Genomic DNA, 19330 nt, shown 5'->3' on the forward strand with positions numbered 1-19330 from the left:
CAAAAGCGGCGGTAAAGTGTGGAAGCAAGGTCACATTTAACACGGTTGCACAAAGTTGCAACATGAGTGATAGTGCAGCCCTTGCTCTGGTAAAAAACGTTTTAAGGAACAGAAATCATGGGAACAACGACCATGGGGGTGAAGCTGGATGAAGCCACCCGCAGTCGCATTAAACTGGCGGCACAGAAAATGGATCGCACGCCGCACTGGCTGATTAAACAAGCGATCTTTAACTATCTCGTGCAGTTAGAAGCCGGTGAAACAGTGGAAGAGATTCCCCTGCAGCTCAACGAATCGGCTTCTGATGAGGTCGCTGCGGACGAGATGGTTCAGCCGTTCCTTGACTTCGCAGAGCACATCCTGCCGCAGTCGGTAGCCCGTTCGGCCGTGACGGCCGCCTGGCGTAGACCGGAAACCGATGCCGTTCCCATGTTGCTGGAGCAAGCCCGCCTTCCCGCTCCGCTGGCTGAAAAAACCCGGCAGCTCGCCTTTACCCTGGCAGAGAAGCTCAGGCACCAAAAAGGGGCAACCGGACGCGCCGGTATGGTGCAAAGTCTGCTTCAGGAGTTTTCATTATCTTCACAGGAAGGCGTGGCGCTGATGTGCCTGGCGGAAGCGTTGCTGCGTATTCCGGATAAACCGACGCGCGATGCGCTTATCCGTGACAAGATCAGTAACGGCAACTGGCAGTCGCATCTGGGCCGCAGTCCGTCCATGTTTGTTAACGCCGCCACCTGGGGCCTGTTATTTACCGGCCGCCTGGTCTCAACGCATAACGAAGCGAATCTGTCGCGCTCGCTCAACCGGATCATTGGCAAGAGTGGTGAACCGCTGATCCGTAAAGGCGTGGATATGGCGATGCGCCTGATGGGTGAACAGTTCGTGACGGGTGAAACCATCGCCGAAGCACTGGCTAACGCCCGTAAGCTTGAAGAGAAAGGTTTCCGTTACTCTTACGATATGCTGGGCGAAGCCGCCCTGACCGCCAGCGATGCGAAAGCCTATCTGGTTTCGTATCAGCAGGCGATTCATGCGATTGGCAAAGCCTCCAATGGCCGCGGCATTTATGAAGGCCCGGGCATTTCAATTAAGCTCTCTGCCCTGCACCCGCGCTACAGCCGTGCCCAGTACGACCGGGTGATGGATGAGCTGTATCCGCTGCTTAAGTCGCTGACGCTACTGGCCCGCTCTTACGACATCGGCATTAATATTGATGCAGAAGAAGCCGACCGCCTGGAACTCTCTCTTGATCTGCTCGAAAGGCTGTGTTTTGAGCCTGAACTGGAGGGCTGGAACGGTATCGGCTTTGTCATTCAGGCCTATATGAAGCGCTGTCCGTTTGTTATTGATGAGCTGATCGACCTGGCGCAACGTAGCCGCCGCCGTTTGATGATTCGTCTGGTGAAAGGCGCTTACTGGGACAGCGAAATTAAACGCGCCCAGATGGAAGGCCTGGAGGGCTATCCGGTGTACACGCGCAAAGTGTATACCGACATTTCGTACCTGGCCTGCGCGCGCAAGCTGCTGGCGGTGCCGAACCTGATCTATCCGCAGTTTGCCACGCACAATGCGCACACCCTGGCCGCCATTTATCAGCTGGCAGGCAATAACTACTATCCGGGTCAGTACGAGTTCCAGTGCCTGCACGGCATGGGTGAACCGCTGTATGAACAGGTGGTCGGCAAGGTCGCAGACGGTAAACTTAATCGTCCCTGCCGTATTTATGCCCCGGTCGGTACGCATGAAACGCTGCTCGCCTATCTGGTGCGACGCTTACTGGAGAACGGCGCGAATACCTCCTTCGTTAACCGCATCGCCGATACGTCACTGCCCATCGACGAACTGGTCGCCGATCCGGTTGCCGAAGTGGAAAAACTGGGTCTCAGCGAAGGAACACTGGGCCTGCCGCACCCGAAAATTCCGTTACCACGTGACCTGTATGGTGAGGACCGCGTGAACTCCGCCGGTCTTGATATGGCGAATGAACATCGTCTTGCGTCACTGTCCAGCGCGCTGCTGAGCGGTGCTACCGAAACGTATGTGGCGCAACCGCTTATCGACGGCCCTTTAACGGGAGGGGAAAGCGAGCCAGTGCTCAATCCGGCCGTCCCTGCGGATGTGGTGGGCACCGTGCGCCAGGCATCCGAACAGGAGGTTTCCCTGGCCATTGAGGCCGCCGTTAATGCCGGCCCTATCTGGTTTGCCACGCCGCCGCAGGAGCGTGCCGCCATTCTGGAGCGCGCCGCACAGCTGATGGAAAGCCAGCTACAGCAACTGCTGGGTCTTCTGGTGCGTGAAGCCGGAAAAACCTATAACAACGCCATTGCCGAGGTGCGTGAAGCGGTCGATTTCCTTTATTACTATGCCGGCATTGTGCGCCATGATTTCGATAACGAAACCCACCGTCCGCTTGGCCCGGTAGTCTGCATCAGCCCGTGGAACTTTCCGCTGGCCATTTTTACTGGCCAAATCGCCGCGGCTCTGGCGGCAGGTAACAGCGTGCTGGCGAAACCCGCCGAGCAAACGCCGTTAATTGCCGCACAGGCCGTCAATATTTTACTGAGCGCTGGCGTGCCCGCCGGTGTACTGCAACTGCTGCCGGGTCAGGGCGAAACCGTGGGGGCACAGCTCACCGGCGACGAACGGGTGCGCGGCGTCATGTTTACCGGCTCCACCGCCGTTGCCACGCTGCTGCAACGCAATCTTGCGGGAAGACTCGATCCGCAGGGCCGTCCGACACCGCTGATTGCGGAAACGGGCGGAATGAATGCCATGATTGTGGACTCCTCCGCGCTGACCGAACAGGTGGTTGTCGACATCGTGGCATCGGCCTTTGACAGCGCGGGACAACGCTGCTCCGCCCTGCGTCTGCTCTGCGTGCAGGAAGACGTCGCAGACCACACGTTAAAAATGCTGCGTGGCGCGATGGCGGAATGCCGCATGGGCAACCCGGAACGCCTGTCCACCGACATCGGTCCGGTGATCGATCAGGAAGCCAAAGCCAACATCGAACGCCATATTCAGGCCATGCGTAATAAAGGCTTTAAGGTCTACCAGACGGCACAGGATAACCCACAGGACAGCAAAGAATGGGCCACAGGCACCTTTGTGAAACCAACGCTGATTGAGCTGGATAAGGTCAGCGATCTGACCCAGGAAGTGTTTGGTCCTGTCCTGCACGTGGTGCGTTTTACCCGCAGCAACCTGCCGCAGATCGTTGAGCAGATTAACGCCACAGGCTATGGCCTGACCCTGGGTGTTCATACGCGCATCGACGAAACCATCACGCAGGTCACCGCCAGTGCCAAAGTGGGTAACCTGTATGTTAACCGCAACATGGTCGGCGCGGTCGTCGGTGTGCAACCCTTTGGGGGCGAAGGCCTCTCAGGTACCGGTCCAAAAGCGGGCGGCCCACTGTATCTTTATCGTCTGCTGGCTCACCGCCCGGATGAGGCGCTGAGCACCACCCTCGCCCGTCAGGATGCGGAACGTCCCGCAGACAACAGTCAGCGTCAACGCCTGTTAGCGCCGCATCAGGCACTGACCGACTGGGCAAAAGATAAGCCACAGCTGTCTGCGCTGTGTCAGCATTATGAACAGCTGGCGCAGGCCGGTACGGTTCGTCTGCTGCCGGGCCCAACAGGAGAGCGCAACACCTTCCTGTTACTCCCGCGCGAACAGGTGCTCTGTCTGGCAGATAACAACGACGATGCGCTGATTCAGTTGGCTGCGGTAACCAGCGTCGGCAGTCAGGCCCTGTGGCCGGATGATGACCTGCATCGTACGCTGCTTAATACCTTACCGGCAGCGGTGAAGAGCCGTATTACCCTGGCGAAGGATCCGCTGACCGCGCAGTTTGATGCCGTGATTTATCATGGTGATGCCGACCAGCTCCGCAGCCTGTGCGAGCAGATTGCGGCGCGTGAAGGTGCGATTGTCTCGGTACAGGGATTTGCCCGCGGTGAAACCAACCTGTTACTGGAACGCCTGCTGATTGAACGCTCTTTGAGCGTCAACACCGCCGCCGCGGGCGGTAACGCCAGCCTGATGACGATCGGTTAACTGTCGGCGCGTTTCATTCTGGTTGTGATCAAGGTTCATGCCTGGCATGAACCTTTTTTATGACGGATGAAAAACCCGCGGCCGTTGAGCGCCTCAGCAGTGGAGAAGTGCGAAGGGATTCGCGCTATCAGGTGGTCTCTGCGCGCACATCCCCCGCATACGCAATCCGGACGCGCCGCAGAGACAGGTGGCTGACATGCGTACAACGGTCAGGCTGCCGGAATGGAAGGCCGTTTCATCAGATGTGGCAAGCGAAACAGCGCGCGTCCCGGTCCCCGATTCAGCAATGACCAGACCGCCATGGAGCACAAGGCGCAGATCGTAACCATCACCGGAGGATAGAGACAGGCCCAAAGCCATGAAAAGCCTGTCAGCTCAAAAAGCTGGTGACGTTGCGCATATAAAATCGCCGTCATCCCGAAATATTCAATGAAAATACGGTGAATAACGTAAAGGGGTAAGGTATGGCGGCCTGTCCAGTTCAGCCAGGCCATACAGCCCAGTTGGCTTAACCATCGGCAGGCGGCCACGCTGGCCAGAATGGCAATCAGACAGAGAAAAAGACGGCTGTTCAAATCAAGCAGGCCCTGTAGTACAGCCAGCAGTCCCAGTAACAGCCACGGCAACCTGTTCTCCCGTCGCCCTTCGCTCAGTCGTAGCATGGGTGCCCACCAAAATGCGCCCAATACAAAAAAGATAAAATACTGCGCCAGACTTTGCGGTCCCCAGAACGGAATACTCTTTTCGACCGCCAGATAGTTCAGCACAGCGGCTACGATAAGCAGCGGGATTTTGTAATGTTGAAACCATTTGGCGCACAGGAAATAGAGTGCCAGACCATATAAATACCAGGCGGTACTCATGGCGAGAAAGGTCAGTCTGAGAAATTCTGAAAACGAACCTGCATAGGCCGCATTAAGATTTTGCGAAATACGCTGTCCGGTAATTTCCGTCGCGATGCCGGAAATGGATCCCCACTGAATAACGCCCCATAACAGATAAAGGTAAAACAGATTCATAATGCGGCTGGTGGCGACAGACTGCCAGGGCCGGTGAAGAATGGCATGACTGGCCAGCAGACCCGATACAAAGAAAAAGGCGGGCATGCGCAGCGGCGACAGTAGCAGGTTAAACCGGACCCACAGTTCAGCCGGGAGCAGGCCCGCGGTCAGATGTGTTACCGTATCATCAAAGCCGGGTAATACCGTGTGATACAGAATAACCAGCAGTATACACAGGCCTTTGAGTGTATTAATCCAGGCAATTTCTTCTTTTTCTTTGCTCATCATCGGCACATTTCCGCTGCGGTGAAACGGCAATTCACATCGCCTTCTCTTGTGCGAAAAGTATTCCGTATGTTCTTTCTGCTGAATGTAGCGAAAGTCTTAAATACCCGCGTTGCGGTGCGTTTCGAACCGTACTTTACACTTAAAAGGATTTATTGACACTGCGCCCGGCAAGCGCGTTTTCCTTTCCTGTCTGGTTATCCTTATGACATAAACCGAGGCCCTGCTCTGCTTTCAACAGGCGTACCTTTGGGACTGACGTAGGCGCTTTTATACCGTTTTCCCGATAAAAAATGGATTCACAGTCAGGCGTGCGCTGACCTGGCTCCGGGCACGCGGGCACGCGGGCATGACGGGCAACGGAGAGGTGATCTGGCGGATGAAAAAAGGGGCCAGCACGCTGGCCCGGATCTTCAGGATAAGGTTTGCGTTTCAGGCTGACGCTGACTGACCAGGCATGGATGGAGAAACAACATACGTCCTGGCCCGCGATTAAGTAACGACCAGACCAGCAGCGACAGCAGTGTGCATACCGCCACACCGGTCACCGGCATCAGCAGCGCCCAGGCCCAGCTAAAGCCGGCATTGCCGAACCAGCCGAAATGCAGCGCCAGTGTGATAGCGCTCAGTCCGAGCAGTTCGATAAAAATGCGGTGTAACACATAGATTTGTAATGTATTTCGACCGATAGCGTTCAGCCAGGTCATTCTGAAATGCGCATTGAGAAAACGACACAGCACGATGCCAAACACGATCGTCAGCAGGCTGTAAAACGGGTTTTTATAGATGCCACCTGCATGATGGGCGATGCCGACAAGTGCAATCGCGCCAAGCCACAGCCAGTGACGTCCCTTGAGGGCGCTCAGTTCAATTAGCCTCGCGCTGAAAAATACGCCCAGCAGGAAATACAGATAGTTCTGCGCCACGCTGGCCGGGCCCCATCCGGGGATCAGGTTAAACTGCGCAGCGTAGTTCGCCGCTATCGCCGCCGCCAGCAGAACCCTTTTCTGTTGATGGAAAAGCTTAGTCACCAGGAAAAACCCTGCCAGCGCGTACAGGTACCACAGGCTGGTCATCGACAGCATCAGCAGCTTAATAAACTCAAGAGGCGAATCCGCATAGGCGGCATTTTTGCTACTGGACAGCCGTTCGCCTAAATGGGTGGAAATGTAGTGGATACTCAGCCACTGAATCACGCCCCACAGCAGGTAGAGGTAAACAATATTGCTGAATTTTTTCGTAAACACTTCCTGCCAGCTTTTCTTCACGACCGCGTTAGCGGCCAGCAACCCAGACACAAAGAAGAAAGCGGGCATACGCAACGGCGAGAGCCAGGTATTAAACGCCACCCATCCTTGTGCCGGTAGCAGACCCGCGGTCAGATGATGAAGCGAGGGTGCGAACGTGGTGATGATGGCGTGATGCAGTACGACAAGTAAAATGCACCCTCCTTTGAGGGTATTGATCCAGAGGATTTCCTTCCTGGGGTGAGTCATTATAACGTCCCGACAGCGCGATGAATTTGTGAAGAATTATTAATATTTTCACTGTCACCTCAATCGGGGAGGTCTTAAAATTTACACTCTGTTACGTCATTGAAACATCACTCCGTATAACCGAAGCGATAACAACAGGTTAAGGAAAGACCAGCCGTAAATTTTCAGAAGAAACTGAGCGCGCAGGCAGGAAAAAAATAAATAAAACGCCGCCCGTGTCGGGCGGCATTTTGGGGATTATTGATTAAGAAATTTATCCAGAAACTGTCGGGTACGTGCCTGCTGAGGAGCGCTGAACAACGCTTTGGCCGGGCCCTGTTCTACCACGCGGCCCTGATCCATGAAAATCGCCCGGTCAGCGACATCACGGGCAAAGCTCATCTCATGGGTCACAATCACCATCGTGCGCTTTTCCTGCGCCAGCGCCCGGATCGTATTCAGCACTTCGCCCACCAGCTCGGGATCCAGCGCCGAGGTCGGTTCATCAAACAAAATGACTTCAGGCCGCATGGCAAGTGCGCGGGCAATGGCAACACGTTGTTGCTGTCCGCCGGAAAGACGACGTGGATAGCTGTCTTCTTTACCCTGCAATCCCACTTTTTCAAGCAGGCCACGCGCCCGCGCAACCGCGTCCGCTTTGGTTTCGCCTTTGACGATGACCGGCCCCTCAATAATGTTTTCCAGCACCGAGCGATGCGGAAACAAATTGAAGTTCTGAAACACAAACCCCACCTGCTGACGGAGTTGGCGCACCTGTTCTTTCTGCTTATTGATCCCCAGACTGGCGTCAATCGTAATATCGCCGACTTTGATGCGCCCGGACTCAGGCACTTCAAGCAGGTTGATGCTGCGCAACAGCGTCGTTTTACCGGATCCGCTCGGGCCGATAATCGCCACAATTTCACCCGGCGCAACATCCAGATCGATGCCGTGCAGTACCGTTTGGCCGTTAAACTGTTTCACCAGTTGGCGTACTTCAATGGCACTCATTTCGCCTCCTGATCCTGACGGTTAACGTGAGCTTCGAGCCGGTTCTGTAAGGCAGACAGCACGGTAGCCATGATCCAGTAGATAACCGAGGCCGCCAGATACATCGTAAATACCTCCAGCGTACGTGAGGTAATCAACTGGGCCTGACGAAATAACTCCGGTACCTGAATGGTCGCCGCCAGTGAGGTATCTTTAACCAGGCTGATGAAGCTGTTACCCAATGGCGGTAAGGCGGTACGGGCAGCCTGAGGCAAAATAACCCTGCGCAGCGTTTGCCACGGCGTCATGCCAATGCTGGCCGCCGCTTCCCACTGGCCGCGCTCAATCGCCGCAATGGCACCACGAAGCGATTCCGATGCATAGGCTGCTGTATTCAGCGACAGGCCAATCATCGCGGAAGGAATTGGATCCAGCTCAATGCCAAACTGGGGCAGACCGTAGTAGATCATAAACAACTGAGCGATAAGCGGCGTGCCACGAAAAATCGACACGTAGATACGTGCCAGCCAGCTGATGGGCCAGAAGCGCGACAAGCGCATCAGCGCCAGCACAAAGCCCAGTATCAGCCCAAAAAACATCCCGCCAATACTGAGCTGAAGCGTAAACAGCGCGCCTTTAAGAAGGAATGGTGCTGAATCCAGCACCAGTTGTAAACTTTCCTGCATTATTGCGTAACGTCCGCGCCAAACCATTTCTCAGACAGCTTTTTAAGCGTGCCGTCTTTCTGCATCTCTGCAATCGCCTGGTTAATGGCTTTCAGTAAATCTTCGTTACCTTTACGCAGTGCAACGCCCGCTTCAAGACGCGAGAACGCAGGGCCAGCAACGGCCATCGTGTCACCGGTTTTCTTCACCAGATCCAGTGCCGCCAGACGGTCCACCAGAATCGCATCAACGCGACCTGAACGCAGATCCTGGTATTTGGTAGGATCGTCATCATAGGTACGAACATCGACACCTTTCACGTTTGCACGTAACCACTGCTCGTAGTTGGTGCCCAGACCGACGCCCACTTTTTTACCTGCCAGATCTTCGGGGCGGGTGATGCTGCCGGCATTTTTCTTCAGCGTCAGCGCCTGCACGCCCGAAATGGTGTACGGCGTGGAGAAGTCATATTTCTTTTTGCGCTCATCGGAAATGGTGACCTGATTAATCACCACATCGATACGTTTGGAATCCAGCGCGGCCAGCATGCCATCCCATTTTGTCGGTTTCAGCACGGCTTTCACACCCATGTGTTTCGCCAGGTCCTGGGCGAACTCCAGCTCAAATCCGGTCAGCTTGCCTTTTTCATCCTGGAAACTGAAAGGCGGATAGGTGCCTTCCAGGCCCACACGCAGTTCGCCTTTACTTTTCACTTGCTGCAGCAAATCTTCTGCGGCAAAGGTTTTAACACTAACGCCAGCAACCAGCGCAACCGCCATCATTCCCGTCACCAGCTGGCGACGAATCTGTGAGAAAGCCATGTGTACCCCATTTATTATTCGTGAGTGTGCTGTTGAGCGGCTAAACCCCGTTTGCCGCTCTGTCATTATGGGCGTTATTTACCTGAGACAGCAAAATAACGGCCGGATTATAAACCTTTTTTTCGCGACGTCTCAGACCGAAGGGTGATAAGCAAATAACGCGGGCGCCCCGCCGGTATGCACAAACAGGAGCGGTCCTTCGCGGCGGAAACGATTCTGACTGATCCCGTCAATTAACCCCGCCATCGCTTTGCCAGTATAAACCGGGTCGAGCAGGAGGCCTTCCAGCCGGGCCAGCAGCTTGATCGCCTCTGTGCCCTCTTCATTAGGCTCGCCATAGCGTGGCCCAAAGTAGTCATCCCACAGCGTCACCGGCGCCTTTGCCTCTACCGACAACTGCGATGCCAGCGCCTGACGAATAGCGTCCACTTTCGGCAGCTGTTCATCACGCTGACGCGATACGGTCACGCCCACCAGCTCGGTTTGCGGCATGAGGTGTTCCAGCCCAATGGCCAGCCCCGCATGGGTTCCGGCACTGCCAGACGCGACAACTACCGCAGCAAAATCCACCACGCCTTCACTTTGATGCACGATCTCCTGGGCGCACTCTACGTAACCCAGCGCGCCTAGCGCGTTTGATCCACCAACAGGCAGGGTATAGGGTCGAAAGCCCTGCGCCTCAAGGCGTTCCGCCTGTTCCGCCAGTTGTGCGGCAGGATCGGTCAGTGCATCAACCATCACTACTTCAACGTCCATCAGTTCCAGCAGCAGCCGGTTACCGTTAGTGAGGTAATTCTCGCTCTGGGTCGCGATGGGGTTTTCGAGTAATGCCACGCATTTCAGCCCAAGTTTGGCCGCGACCGCAGCGGTCTGACGCACGTGGTTGGACTGGATCGCACCGGCGGTGAGCAGCACATCGGCCCCCTCACGCAGCGCATCGGCCGCCAGGAACTCCAGCTTGCGCAGTTTGTTGCCGCCCAGCGCCAGCGGCGTTACATCGTCGCGTTTGATAAAAATGTCACGACCTAAGAAGTCCGACAGACGGGGCAAAAATTCCAGAGGCGTGGGCGCACCCAGAAGTTCAATACGGGGAAACTGATGAATAAGATGTAAAGACAATGCGGCCTCCAGTCAGGCACAGAGCAGTTATCATTACAGTGTTACAGAAGATGAAGAAAGGATCATCCTGAATTGAGGTCAGGAAGGTGGAAGACGGGAATGCACAACATCCCCACGTTTCTTCCGATGGTGAGAAGAAACGTGGGGCGGGAAATCGACTGACCGTGCATCCTGTGCCCGGCATTTTTCCCTTAACGTTGCTGCCAGCCTAAGAACTGGTCGTATTTGCGCAGCGCAATTCGATAATTATTGTTGCCTGCGTCGGGTAAATCTTGTTCCAGGCATTGATGCCAGCTATTGCCTTTCAGTTTTTCTGCCGGAAAATTTCGCGCCTTCAGCATATCGTCAAGCCGACGTAACCGAACCACATACTCACGAATCGTGCTTGGGCTCATTTCCGTCTGCTCGAACAGATATTGTTTAAACGCCATAATGTCAAAATAGTTAGGATGTGTATTACAAAAAATATCGCTGCAAAAACGACAAAGTGCCGTTAATTCTGGCTGCAGTTTTAGCCAGAGTGGCTCATCAATCATTTGGTCCATCCGTGCGATGGCCTCTTTATTGATGATCTGGCCACGAAAAACCAGCGCCATTCGGTCTAGTACTTTGCCACAGTGTGAACAATTGGTTTGGCTGTGTTTATAGTCTTTAAGATAGCGACTTAAAGGTCTGGCTTTGGTTTTGGCTCCCACTGTTGAGTCCCCGATTTCTTATATTTATAGATCTCCAGGAACTGAGCCTTCTAGCGCGCTCCCGTAAGTCGGGCACGCAAGCGTTTAATCGCCTGACTGTGCAGTTGGCTGACCCGGGATTCCCCGACATCAAGTACCGCGCCAATCTCTTTAAGATTCAGTTCTTCCTGGTAGTACAGTGTCAGCACCATTTTCTCGCGCTCAGGCAACGCCTCGATCGCTTCTATGACGCGTTCACGCAGACTCCCTTCCATTAACTGATGAAGTGGATTGGCCTCTTCGTGCCCTTCCGTCACCAGCTCCGCACTGTCACCGTGTTCTTCCCGATACTCGTCGTATGAAAAGAGCTGACTGTTGTTGGTATCCAACAGAATCTGCCGGTACTCTTCTATCGAAACATTCAACTGTTGCGCGACTTCCTGCTCGGAAGCGGCCCGACCCAGCATCTGCTCAACCTGATGCATGGCTCCGGCTACCTCACGTGCATTACGTCTGACGCTGCGTGGCGCCCAATCCCGGCTGCGAAGCTCATCAAGCATTGCGCCACGAATGCGCTGGACTGCATACGTGGTAAAGGCGGTACCCTGAAGCGCGTCGTAGCGCTCCACCGCATTCAACAGACCAATGCCCCCGGCTTGCAGCAGATCGTCAAGTTCCACACTGGCAGGCAGGCGAACCTGCAAGCGCAGTGCTTCATGACGCACCAGTGGGACGTAGCGCTGCCAGAGCGAATGTTTGTCCATCACGCCTTCGGCGGTATAGAGATCGTTCACGTTGACTACCCTGCGTTAATGAAGTTATCGGCATGATTATGCAATTCTGTAGGACTTTCGATTGGCAGAATAGGCGGGATAAACCGAGGTTATTTCAAATTTGTGATGTTTCAGAGCGGAAGATTCCGCTCTGTCTCAACAGGCTAACCTAATGACAGTAAACGTTGACGAGTGGCGGAGGGCACGCTGTCCCATAAAGCACAAACCTGCCCTTCCATTTCCTGATAAAAAGGGCTAATGCTTTCGCGGGTTTTTTCATCCCCATTAAAACGGACCTTGCCGGAATCACCATCAATACTAATCATTCGGTTAACAAAAAGTCGCTGTAAATCGCTGCGCAGGAACAATCCGTTATCCACACTGTTATCCGCCAGAAAACCTTCATCATTCTCTCGCGTATCAATATGGCAGGCTTCCACCCATGGCCACGGATGCTGATCGATCAGGCTGGTGCCGGTAATGACACAGGCACCATAACGGGCTTTCACGGCGGCCATAAATTCGGCCTGGCTGGCTCGCTGCAGCACTTTAGCCTTTACCCGCCGCCCGACTTCAGTACCAGGCATCACTGCGGCGGGTGTTTTATGTCCGGGTGTACTCAGTACCACAATAAACTGGATACGCTGTGATTGCGGAAAGCACGGATTGGAGTGCATGTTAAACAACTGCCACCAGGCATCGTCGCCATCTTCTCGCATCAGCACCAGTTTGTATCCCCGGCTGTTAATCAGGTTCTGCGCCTGTGCTGAATGGGGATCGATCATGGCATATACGTAGCTTTGGCCAATCACTTTCCACAAATTCTCCGCTTTGTCCTGCTCTCCCCGGCGGAAATAGTGAAAAGGAGCCTGCTGCTTCAGGTAATACTCAAAACGGCGCAGGTAATTTTTACGTTCATTGTCGTTCGCAATAAATAACAGGTCTTCCAGCGGACTGTTGCTCTCTTCCTGTGCGAAGACAGCACGAATCTTTAGCGTCCGAAAGCTGGTCGAAGGACTCAGCAGCGCTCGCGCTGTTAATTCTTTCTCATCAGGGTATTGCTGTGCATAGCGCCGGGCGATCTCCTCGAAGGAAAGCCGTTCACCCGGTAGCAGGTCATAGTTGAAGCGCATAACCACCCCAGAACACGCGAAGTTGTAGCCAAATTAAACTTATCCTGAAGAGTGTTATCGGCATCATCTGTATGAACTGTAACGTTTATCCAACTTTTATCGCGCCGAAAACTCTAATCCACAATCACTTCCGTCTGGCTGACGCGATTTGCATTACTACGCGATAAAATGTGCCCGCTTCGCTTATGCTGATTTATTTCATTAGCCGCTATGGATGCGGGGACGGACTTATCCTTGACTTTACCCGCTTTTTTGTCGGTTATTCGTGCCATTACTTTCACTCGAACACTCGTATTCTTTCACCATCACGCTGCACGCGCAGACGAGTTATGAAGGAAGCGAATGATGAAAGGCATAGTACTGGCAGGCGGAACCGGTTCCCGACTGCATCCGGTGACCTGTGGCGTCTCTGAGCAACTGCTGCCGGTCTATGACAAGCCCATGCTCTCTCTTCGCCTTTCACTCTTGATGCACTTGCATCCATTCGTCTCGCGCCCGGACATTGCTGATTTTGAATATACCTGTCCTCACTATGACAATCCTAAGGATGAAGCCTGCCTGATGTGGAATGCCCCTGATGTTGCGATTCAATGGTCTGTCGAACAGCCGATATTATCGGTGAAAAATCAACAAGGACTCTCATTGCAGGAGTTGGTGTAATGCGCGTTTTACTTACAGGTGCTTATGGTCAGTTGGGGCGCTGTTTACTGGATCGTTTTCCCGCCGACTGGATCACGCTGGCGTGTGGTTCGGCGGAACTGGATATTACCGATCGCGTTGCCGTTGTGCGCGTGGTTAAAAAATTTAAGCCCGATGTCATTATGAATGCAGCGGCTTATACCGCCGTTGATAAAGCAGAAACCGACCGGACACGTGCCTTAAAGATCAATGCGATTGGCCCTGAAAATCTGGCTCAGGCCGCCAAAATGATCGGGGCGCGTTTCATTCATATTTCCACAGATTATGTTTTCGATGGGGTGAAAAAAACGCCCTATACCGAACAGGATCCGCCCTGCCCGATTAATTTTTACGGCCTGAGTAAGTGGGAAGGTGAAAAGCGCGTCTTTGAGGTCCTGCCCGAGGCGATCGTGATCCGTACTTCATGGATGTTCAGCGAATACGGTAATAACTTCGTCAGTACCATGCTTCGTCTGGCGCAGACACGTTCCGAGTTACATGTGGTGAACGATCAGTATGGTTGTCCGACCTACGCGGGTGATTTAGCCCAGGCCATGATCACGCTCGCCGACATGCCCGAAAAGCACGGTCTTTACCATTATTGTGGCGACGTTGCCGTCAGCTGGTGCGAATTCGCTCAGACAATCTTTGTCGCGGCGCAACAGGACGTGGTCGTGCATGGCATTATCAGCTCGCACTATCCGTCTGCGGCGATTCGGCCGGCGCGCAGTGTGATGAACAGCGACGCTCTCAGCACCATCGGCATCCCCCCCTCAGACTGGCAGGATAAACTTCGCCTCTGTCTGAATCACCTGGCGACCCCCTTTCCCTACGCGAATACTTTATAAGGAGATAATGTAATGAAAGTAGCAACGATTGGTAACTGTCAGCTCGAAGTCGTTGGTCAGTTATTAAGTAATTATTCTGAGCTTCATCGTGGCGCAATAACACACGTTGTTAATACACCTCTGTATAAACTTGATGCTCAGCGAGACATTATCAATCTGATGCACGAACTTGAAAGCTGCGATCATATTTATATGCAGTTTCATTCTGAACGCTGGGGTTTGCTGTCAACCGCGAAACTGACCGAGTATTTCGATATCCGCATATTACCCACAATGGAATCAAGCGTATCAGCACCGCAGCTAGGGTATTATTCTGCTGCCGTGCCCGATTTAATGGTGTATGTTGATTACCGTTTTTTGCATCTCTATTTGACCGCACATGCCTGTGCGGATGCCGTTGCTGCGTACCACAATGTCAGTTACGACGAGGCCAGGCAGCATAACATGATCATGGACGACGCTAATCGCTACCAGCGGTTGTTCAAAGAAGGTAAGGTGGCGTTTGATTATTCAGACTTTTATCGGGACGCCCTGTTAAAAGATAAACATTGCTACAGCACGGTAAGCCACCCCAATAACAAACATTTAAGCATTTTCTTTAGTGCAATCTTTTTTGATTTATTTAAAGAGAATAAGAACTTCGATCTTGGCGGCAACGATTTGCTTAAAAACTATATTGCTCCAGAGGTAGGCAGTGGCGAACAGCATTATTTCATGATGCGCGAAACAGGGCTTTCTCTGGCCTGTAAAATTAACTATCACTTCTTTTCTTCACAACCGCGTGAACAACTCTCAGAAGCCTTACTGCGTTCCACTTATTATCGTAGCCTGAAATCCGGCTATCAAAATCTCTGAGCCTTTGCTGTAAGCCTGAAGATGCATCTTATCGATCAGGCTTGTCAGCACACAAAACAGTACCATTCAGTCACGGCGGCAATGCAATCAATACTGCGATGTTGCTTTACTGTATTAATACAGCGTTATATCGCTTTGTGGCGTCTGCCTGTCTCTGCCATTCCGGTCATTATGACTCTGCATAAAACATTCACGTTGCCGCCAGAAAGAAGCGCGGTTCCTGACGAGCCTGCCTGTCCCCGTTTGCGTTAAATACACACTAAAAAGGGCTTTATTTACGGCATCAGTTCGGCCTGCCGGGATTACAATCTGCTATAAAAGCGCGCCTGGCACCCCATCCATACCAGGAAAAAACTTTGCCAGCTAAACAATGTGTTAGCTGCACCACCTCAGGCAAATCATAATGAGCAGTAATAAAAAAGCACTTATGCTGGATGCCGGTTTTGCTGCCATGCCTCTTTTGATGGCACTTAAGCATTCCGGTTATGAAACAGCCGTATGCAGCGGCAAACCGCAGGATCCGGGTCATCAACTCGCGGCCCACTCTTTTTGCCTGAATTATGCCAATGTACAGGACGTACTGACCTTGGCGAAATCCCTCAATATTACATCACTTCTGCCTGGTGTTACCGATGTGTCTTACCTTACGGGTGCCAGTGTCGCTGAGGCAATGGGCTTACGCGGTTTTGATCGACCTGATGTAGCAGAAATTATTTTTAAAAAAGACATCTTCCGCCAGTGGGCACAGAATAAGGGTTATCCAGTCCCTGTGGCCGTGAGCTGTCCTGAAGAGGCGGCGCAACTTCCGTTACCGTTGATGATAAAACCTGTCGATTCCTACAGCGGATTAGGGATTTCACTGGTGGCTGAGCGCGAACACATCTCCGCCGCCTGGCGAGACGCCTGTGCGGCATCATCCTGTGGCCAGGCGCTTATAGAGCGCTGGATAGCCGGTGATTTACACAGCCACTCCGCTTTTATCGTGAATGGAAAAGTGGCGGTCGAATACTTTGTCGATGAATTTTGTACCGTTTACCCCTGGCAGGTAAACAGTAGTAGCCTCAGCCTCAATCTTCCTGCGTCGATAAAAGACCAGGTCAGCGACTGTATACAGGCACTCGTTGATGAGCTCGGGCTTTGTGATGGTTTACTGCACACTCAGTTTATCTCGGATGGTAAAAGCTTTTCTCTGATAGAAATGACACGCCGATGCCCGGGTGACCTGTATAATCAACTCATTGAATATTCTACAGACACACCTTATTCACTCTGGTTCACCCATGCCTTTACCGGCACACCTTTTACGCCAGCCAATCGGCGTCCCGAACATGTCAGATTAATCGCTCGCCATACTGTGTCTGTTGATCAGGAACAAACCTTTACCTCCGTCAGCTTCGCAGCATTACCGGCCAATATCCTTTCTTTTCTGCCACTTAAGAAAACAGGCGAGAGAATCCAGCGCGCGCCTCACGATCGCGCCGCGCTTATTTTTGCTGAATTCCACCAACGTGATGAACTGGCCCGCTTCACACCACAGTTAAAAAATTTTTTTACGCTTGGTAAGTACTAGGAAACCGATATGAAAAAACGACTACAACTTGGTTTTATTGGCGGTGGCGCGAATTCGGCTATTGGTCTTACCCATAAAATTGCCTCACAGCTCGACGGGGATTTTACGCTTGTGGCGGGCTGTTTTAGTCGCAATCCTGAGCAGAATCGTCACACGGGTGAGAGCTGGAATATTCATCCTGAACGCATTTACGACAGTATTCAGGCGTTTATTTTACAGGAGCGCCACCATCTTGACGCAGTTGCGGTGTTAACACCTACCCCTGACCATCATGAAATTATCACCGCCTGTTTCGAAAACGGTTTGGCTGTAATTTGCGAAAAGGCAATGGTTGAAAGCCATCAAAGCGCTTTGCACATCATGAACAGCGAGCACCAACATCAGGCAAAATTGTTTGTCACTTACAATTACAGTGGCTATCCCATGGTGCGCGAACTGCAAAAGCGCGTACAGCGCGGCGATTTCGGGGCCATTCAGCAGGTCATGGTTGAAATGCCTCAGGAAGGTTTTGCACGCCATAATCAGCATGGCGATGTGCCAAAACCGCAGAGATGGCGGCAGCAGGATGCCGTCATTCCAACCGTTTCGCTCGATCTTGGCGTTCATGTTCACCAGCTTATTGAATTTATCACCGGGGATCACGCCGTCGATATTTATGCGATCAATGATACGTACGCCAAAATTCCCGGCGTTATCGACACCGTTCATATCTTATCGCGTTATCAAAGCGGTATGACGTGTAATTACTGGTATGGCAAAGCCGCTCTGGGATACCGAAATGGCCTGCGGATTCGCGTCATGGGAAGTCAGGGCAGCGCAGAATGGCTCCAGATGGATCCTGAATTCCTGTATGTCAGCGGTTTGCAAGGCAGTCGTTCTGTTATTGATCGCACAGCCAATGACAACATTGTTGCTGCTGATGCACGTTACTGCCGTTTTAAAGCGGGTCACCCTGCTGGCTTTATTGAAGCATTTGCCAATTATTATGCTGACATTGCCTCTGCATTGAGAGGGGAACCTAACGATTACGTGATGGGTTCAGACGTTGCGGCTCGCGGGCTTCACTTTCTTGAAAGTGCCGCGAAAAGTGCAACAAGTCAGCAAAAATGTACCCTTTAAACAATAAAAAGATAAAATATAACGGAGTTCCTCATGAGTTTTCTTAGTGAAATAGTCGAGAAAAATAACCATTTTCTCGTTACGCTGGAGAAAATGTACCAAAACGGTAATCCGGTAGTCCTCATTGGCGCAGGCTGTCTGGCTACCAAGACCAGTGAATATATGGCGCGTAATCACTTGCATATCGATTATGTAGCGGTCAATGAAATGTATTTTTCTCCTGGTCAAACGTTAAACGAACTGACTGTTGTCCCTCTGGAAAGTTTGCTCAACACCAATAAAAAATATAATTTTATTATTGCACTACAGTATGTGGAGCAGGCGTTTTTAAATTCATTATCAGACGTTCAATCTGAAGTGCTGGTCTATGACCCCTCTTTTACAGGCGTAAACACCGAAGATATTATTTCCTATGATTTTTGTCAGACCCATGCTGACGCCCTGCATTCCTTATATGAAAGTCTTGGTGATGATAAATCTCGCGAGACGTTTATCGCATTCATGAATCAGCGTATTAGCGCACGCCCTGACTATATTAAAACAGTGTATGATGAGAACCATTACTTCCCAACCGATATTGTCGCGTTGAGTAAGTCCGAGGTTTTTGTTGACTGTGGTGCTTATAATGGTGACAGCGTGAATGCTTTCGAAGCCGCACTGGCCACCCGCGGACTCCCTTCGCCGAAAAAAATCTTTGCCTTCGAACCTGACGACGTCAATTATCCGTTGCTGTGTGCCGCTACAGCGGATAAAGCGTATTGTGAATGCCACCAGGCAGGCGTATGGAGTGAAGAGACAACGCTGTATTTCGACTCAGGAAAAGCGTTGGATTCAAAAATTACTGAAAAGGTCACGACTAACAGTATCGCATTAACCACACTCGATAGCGTTATTGCGGACAGTAAGGTGACATTTATCAAAATGGATATTGAAGGCGCTGAGCTTTCTGCGCTGGAGGGGGCGAAAAACAGTATTCAACGCTGTTACCCACTGTTGGCAATCAGCGCTTATCACAAACCGGATGATCTTATAAAGATTCCTGCTTATATCAAAAGCATTATGCCCGGGTATCGATTTTATCTCCGCGCCCATCATCCTGTTCATGCTTTTGAACTGGTGTTGTACGCGATTCCTGCCTGATTTTTTTGCATCAGCCCGGCTCTCGCGTATCAGCCGGGCAGAGTTGTTCTCATTACCTGTATCCGTCGTCTGTGCCCTTCCCGTTTCTTTTTCGATATACCGCTGTCAGCAACGATTTTTTG

The 19330-nt window shown here is 52.3% G+C and carries 16 protein-coding genes and 1 pseudogene; 8 read left to right on the forward strand and 9 right to left on the reverse strand.

The features are described 5' to 3' along the window. Positions 1–117 precede the first annotated feature (117 nt). Positions 118–4062, forward strand: coding sequence for a trifunctional transcriptional regulator/proline dehydrogenase/L-glutamate gamma-semialdehyde dehydrogenase (putA, locus tag G5574_RS03970; RefSeq protein ID WP_164482087.1), 3945 nt, complete (start codon positions 118–120; stop codon positions 4060–4062). A gap of 209 nt (positions 4063–4271) precedes the next feature. On the opposite strand, the gene G5574_RS03975 is transcribed toward putA, so the two are convergent. The 9 genes from G5574_RS03975 to G5574_RS04015 all read right to left on the reverse strand — a co-directional run bounded on the left by G5574_RS03975 (position 4272) and on the right by G5574_RS04015 (position 12998). Beyond that, on the reverse strand, positions 4272–5351 hold the full coding sequence (locus G5574_RS03975; RefSeq protein WP_164482088.1) for an acyltransferase family protein: 1080 nt from the start codon (positions 5349–5351) through the stop codon (positions 4272–4274). A gap of 410 nt (positions 5352–5761) precedes the next feature. Next, the gene (locus G5574_RS03980) at positions 5762–6844 is read right to left on the reverse strand and encodes an acyltransferase family protein (RefSeq protein ID WP_164482089.1); all 1083 of its coding nucleotides are present in this window, start codon (positions 6842–6844) and stop codon (positions 5762–5764) included. A gap of 237 nt (positions 6845–7081) precedes the next feature. Beyond that, positions 7082–7834, reverse strand: coding sequence for an L-cystine ABC transporter ATP-binding protein TcyN (tcyN, locus tag G5574_RS03985; protein ID WP_039342600.1), 753 nt, complete (start codon positions 7832–7834; stop codon positions 7082–7084). Continuing rightward, positions 7831–8499 carry a cystine ABC transporter permease gene (gene tcyL, locus G5574_RS03990; RefSeq protein WP_033742036.1) on the reverse strand — a complete coding sequence of 223 codons (669 nt, stop codon included), beginning with the start codon at positions 8497–8499 and terminating at the stop codon, positions 7831–7833. Before tcyL ends, tcyN begins: the two co-directional genes overlap by 4 nt. Further along, positions 8499–9299: a cystine ABC transporter substrate-binding protein gene (gene tcyJ / locus G5574_RS03995; RefSeq protein WP_164482090.1), complete on the reverse strand. Its 801-nt coding sequence runs from the start codon at positions 9297–9299 to the stop codon at positions 8499–8501. The genes tcyL and tcyJ overlap by 1 nt, the downstream gene beginning before the upstream one ends. Positions 9300–9431: 132 nt before the next feature. Then, the gene (locus G5574_RS04000) at positions 9432–10418 is read right to left on the reverse strand and encodes a D-cysteine desulfhydrase (RefSeq protein WP_058707979.1); all 987 of its coding nucleotides are present in this window, start codon (positions 10416–10418) and stop codon (positions 9432–9434) included. 191 nt (positions 10419–10609) lie between these two features. Further along, positions 10610–11113, reverse strand: a complete 504-nt coding sequence (gene fliZ / locus G5574_RS04005) for a flagella biosynthesis regulatory protein FliZ (protein ID WP_164482091.1) — start codon at positions 11111–11113, stop codon at positions 10610–10612. A 50-nt stretch (positions 11114–11163) separates the two neighbouring features. Beyond that, on the reverse strand, positions 11164–11886 hold the full coding sequence (locus tag G5574_RS04010) for an RNA polymerase sigma factor FliA (protein WP_006118887.1): 723 nt from the start codon (positions 11884–11886) through the stop codon (positions 11164–11166). Positions 11887–12029: 143 nt separating this feature from the next. Further along, entirely contained in the window at positions 12030–12998 is a 969-nt protein-coding gene (locus G5574_RS04015) for an HNH endonuclease signature motif containing protein (protein ID WP_006118886.1), read from the reverse strand. 342 nt (positions 12999–13340) lie between these two features. Between G5574_RS04015 and G5574_RS04020 the strand changes: the two are divergent. The 7 genes and pseudogenes from G5574_RS04020 to G5574_RS04050 all read left to right on the forward strand — a co-directional run. Next, positions 13341–13469: pseudogene (locus G5574_RS04020) on the forward strand (sugar phosphate nucleotidyltransferase); the annotation flags it as partial. Further along, a complete protein-coding gene (locus G5574_RS04025) occupies positions 13467–13658 on the forward strand; it encodes a dTDP-4-dehydrorhamnose 3,5-epimerase family protein (RefSeq protein WP_226374530.1) in 192 nt (63 codons plus the stop codon). The pseudogene G5574_RS04020 and the gene G5574_RS04025, both read left to right, overlap by 3 nt. Beyond that, a complete protein-coding gene (gene rfbD, locus G5574_RS04030; RefSeq protein ID WP_039342611.1) occupies positions 13658–14524 on the forward strand; it encodes a dTDP-4-dehydrorhamnose reductase in 867 nt (288 codons plus the stop codon). The genes G5574_RS04025 and rfbD overlap by 1 nt, the downstream gene beginning before the upstream one ends. 12 nt (positions 14525–14536) lie before the next feature. Further along, positions 14537–15379: a WcbI family polysaccharide biosynthesis putative acetyltransferase gene (locus tag G5574_RS04035; protein WP_164482092.1), complete on the forward strand. Its 843-nt coding sequence runs from the start codon at positions 14537–14539 to the stop codon at positions 15377–15379. 403 nt (positions 15380–15782) lie between these two features. Continuing rightward, positions 15783–16949 (forward strand): ATP-grasp domain-containing protein, encoded by a 1167-nt coding sequence (locus G5574_RS04040; protein ID WP_164482093.1) that lies wholly within the window; start codon positions 15783–15785, stop codon positions 16947–16949. 9 nt (positions 16950–16958) lie between these two features. Continuing rightward, positions 16959–18068: a Gfo/Idh/MocA family protein gene (locus G5574_RS04045; protein WP_006118881.1), complete on the forward strand. Its 1110-nt coding sequence runs from the start codon at positions 16959–16961 to the stop codon at positions 18066–18068. Positions 18069–18101: 33 nt separating this feature from the next. After that, positions 18102–19208: an FkbM family methyltransferase gene (locus G5574_RS04050; RefSeq protein WP_164482094.1), complete on the forward strand. Its 1107-nt coding sequence runs from the start codon at positions 18102–18104 to the stop codon at positions 19206–19208. The last annotated feature ends 122 nt before the right edge of the window (positions 19209–19330 follow it).

Origin of the sequence: Pantoea stewartii (genome assembly GCF_011044475.1) — a bacterium.
GTDB classification, from domain to species: Bacteria; Pseudomonadota; Gammaproteobacteria; order Enterobacterales; family Enterobacteriaceae; genus Pantoea; species Pantoea stewartii.

What these genes read in the sequence shown, in the direction of transcription:
- tcyN (WP_039342600.1), bottom strand. Translation starts at nt 7,834, where the DNA reads ATGAGTGCCATTGAAGTACGCCAACTGGTGAAACAGTTTAACGGCCAA.
- G5574_RS04045 (WP_006118881.1), top strand. Translation starts at nt 16,959, where the DNA reads ATGAAAAAACGACTACAACTTGGTTTTATTGGCGGTGGCGCGAATTCG.
- G5574_RS04040 (WP_164482093.1), top strand. Translation starts at nt 15,783, where the DNA reads ATGAGCAGTAATAAAAAAGCACTTATGCTGGATGCCGGTTTTGCTGCC.
- G5574_RS04015 (WP_006118886.1), bottom strand. Translation starts at nt 12,998, where the DNA reads ATGCGCTTCAACTATGACCTGCTACCGGGTGAACGGCTTTCCTTCGAG.
- putA (WP_164482087.1), top strand. Translation starts at nt 118, where the DNA reads ATGGGAACAACGACCATGGGGGTGAAGCTGGATGAAGCCACCCGCAGT.
- rfbD (WP_039342611.1), top strand. Translation starts at nt 13,658, where the DNA reads ATGCGCGTTTTACTTACAGGTGCTTATGGTCAGTTGGGGCGCTGTTTA.
- tcyL (WP_033742036.1), bottom strand. Translation starts at nt 8,499, where the DNA reads ATGCAGGAAAGTTTACAACTGGTGCTGGATTCAGCACCATTCCTTCTT.
- G5574_RS03980 (WP_164482089.1), bottom strand. Translation starts at nt 6,844, where the DNA reads ATGACTCACCCCAGGAAGGAAATCCTCTGGATCAATACCCTCAAAGGA.
- G5574_RS04025 (WP_226374530.1), top strand. Translation starts at nt 13,467, where the DNA reads ATGCACTTGCATCCATTCGTCTCGCGCCCGGACATTGCTGATTTTGAA.
- G5574_RS04050 (WP_164482094.1), top strand. Translation starts at nt 18,102, where the DNA reads ATGAGTTTTCTTAGTGAAATAGTCGAGAAAAATAACCATTTTCTCGTT.
- G5574_RS03975 (WP_164482088.1), bottom strand. Translation starts at nt 5,351, where the DNA reads ATGATGAGCAAAGAAAAAGAAGAAATTGCCTGGATTAATACACTCAAA.
- tcyJ (WP_164482090.1), bottom strand. Translation starts at nt 9,299, where the DNA reads ATGGCTTTCTCACAGATTCGTCGCCAGCTGGTGACGGGAATGATGGCG.
- G5574_RS04035 (WP_164482092.1), top strand. Translation starts at nt 14,537, where the DNA reads ATGAAAGTAGCAACGATTGGTAACTGTCAGCTCGAAGTCGTTGGTCAG.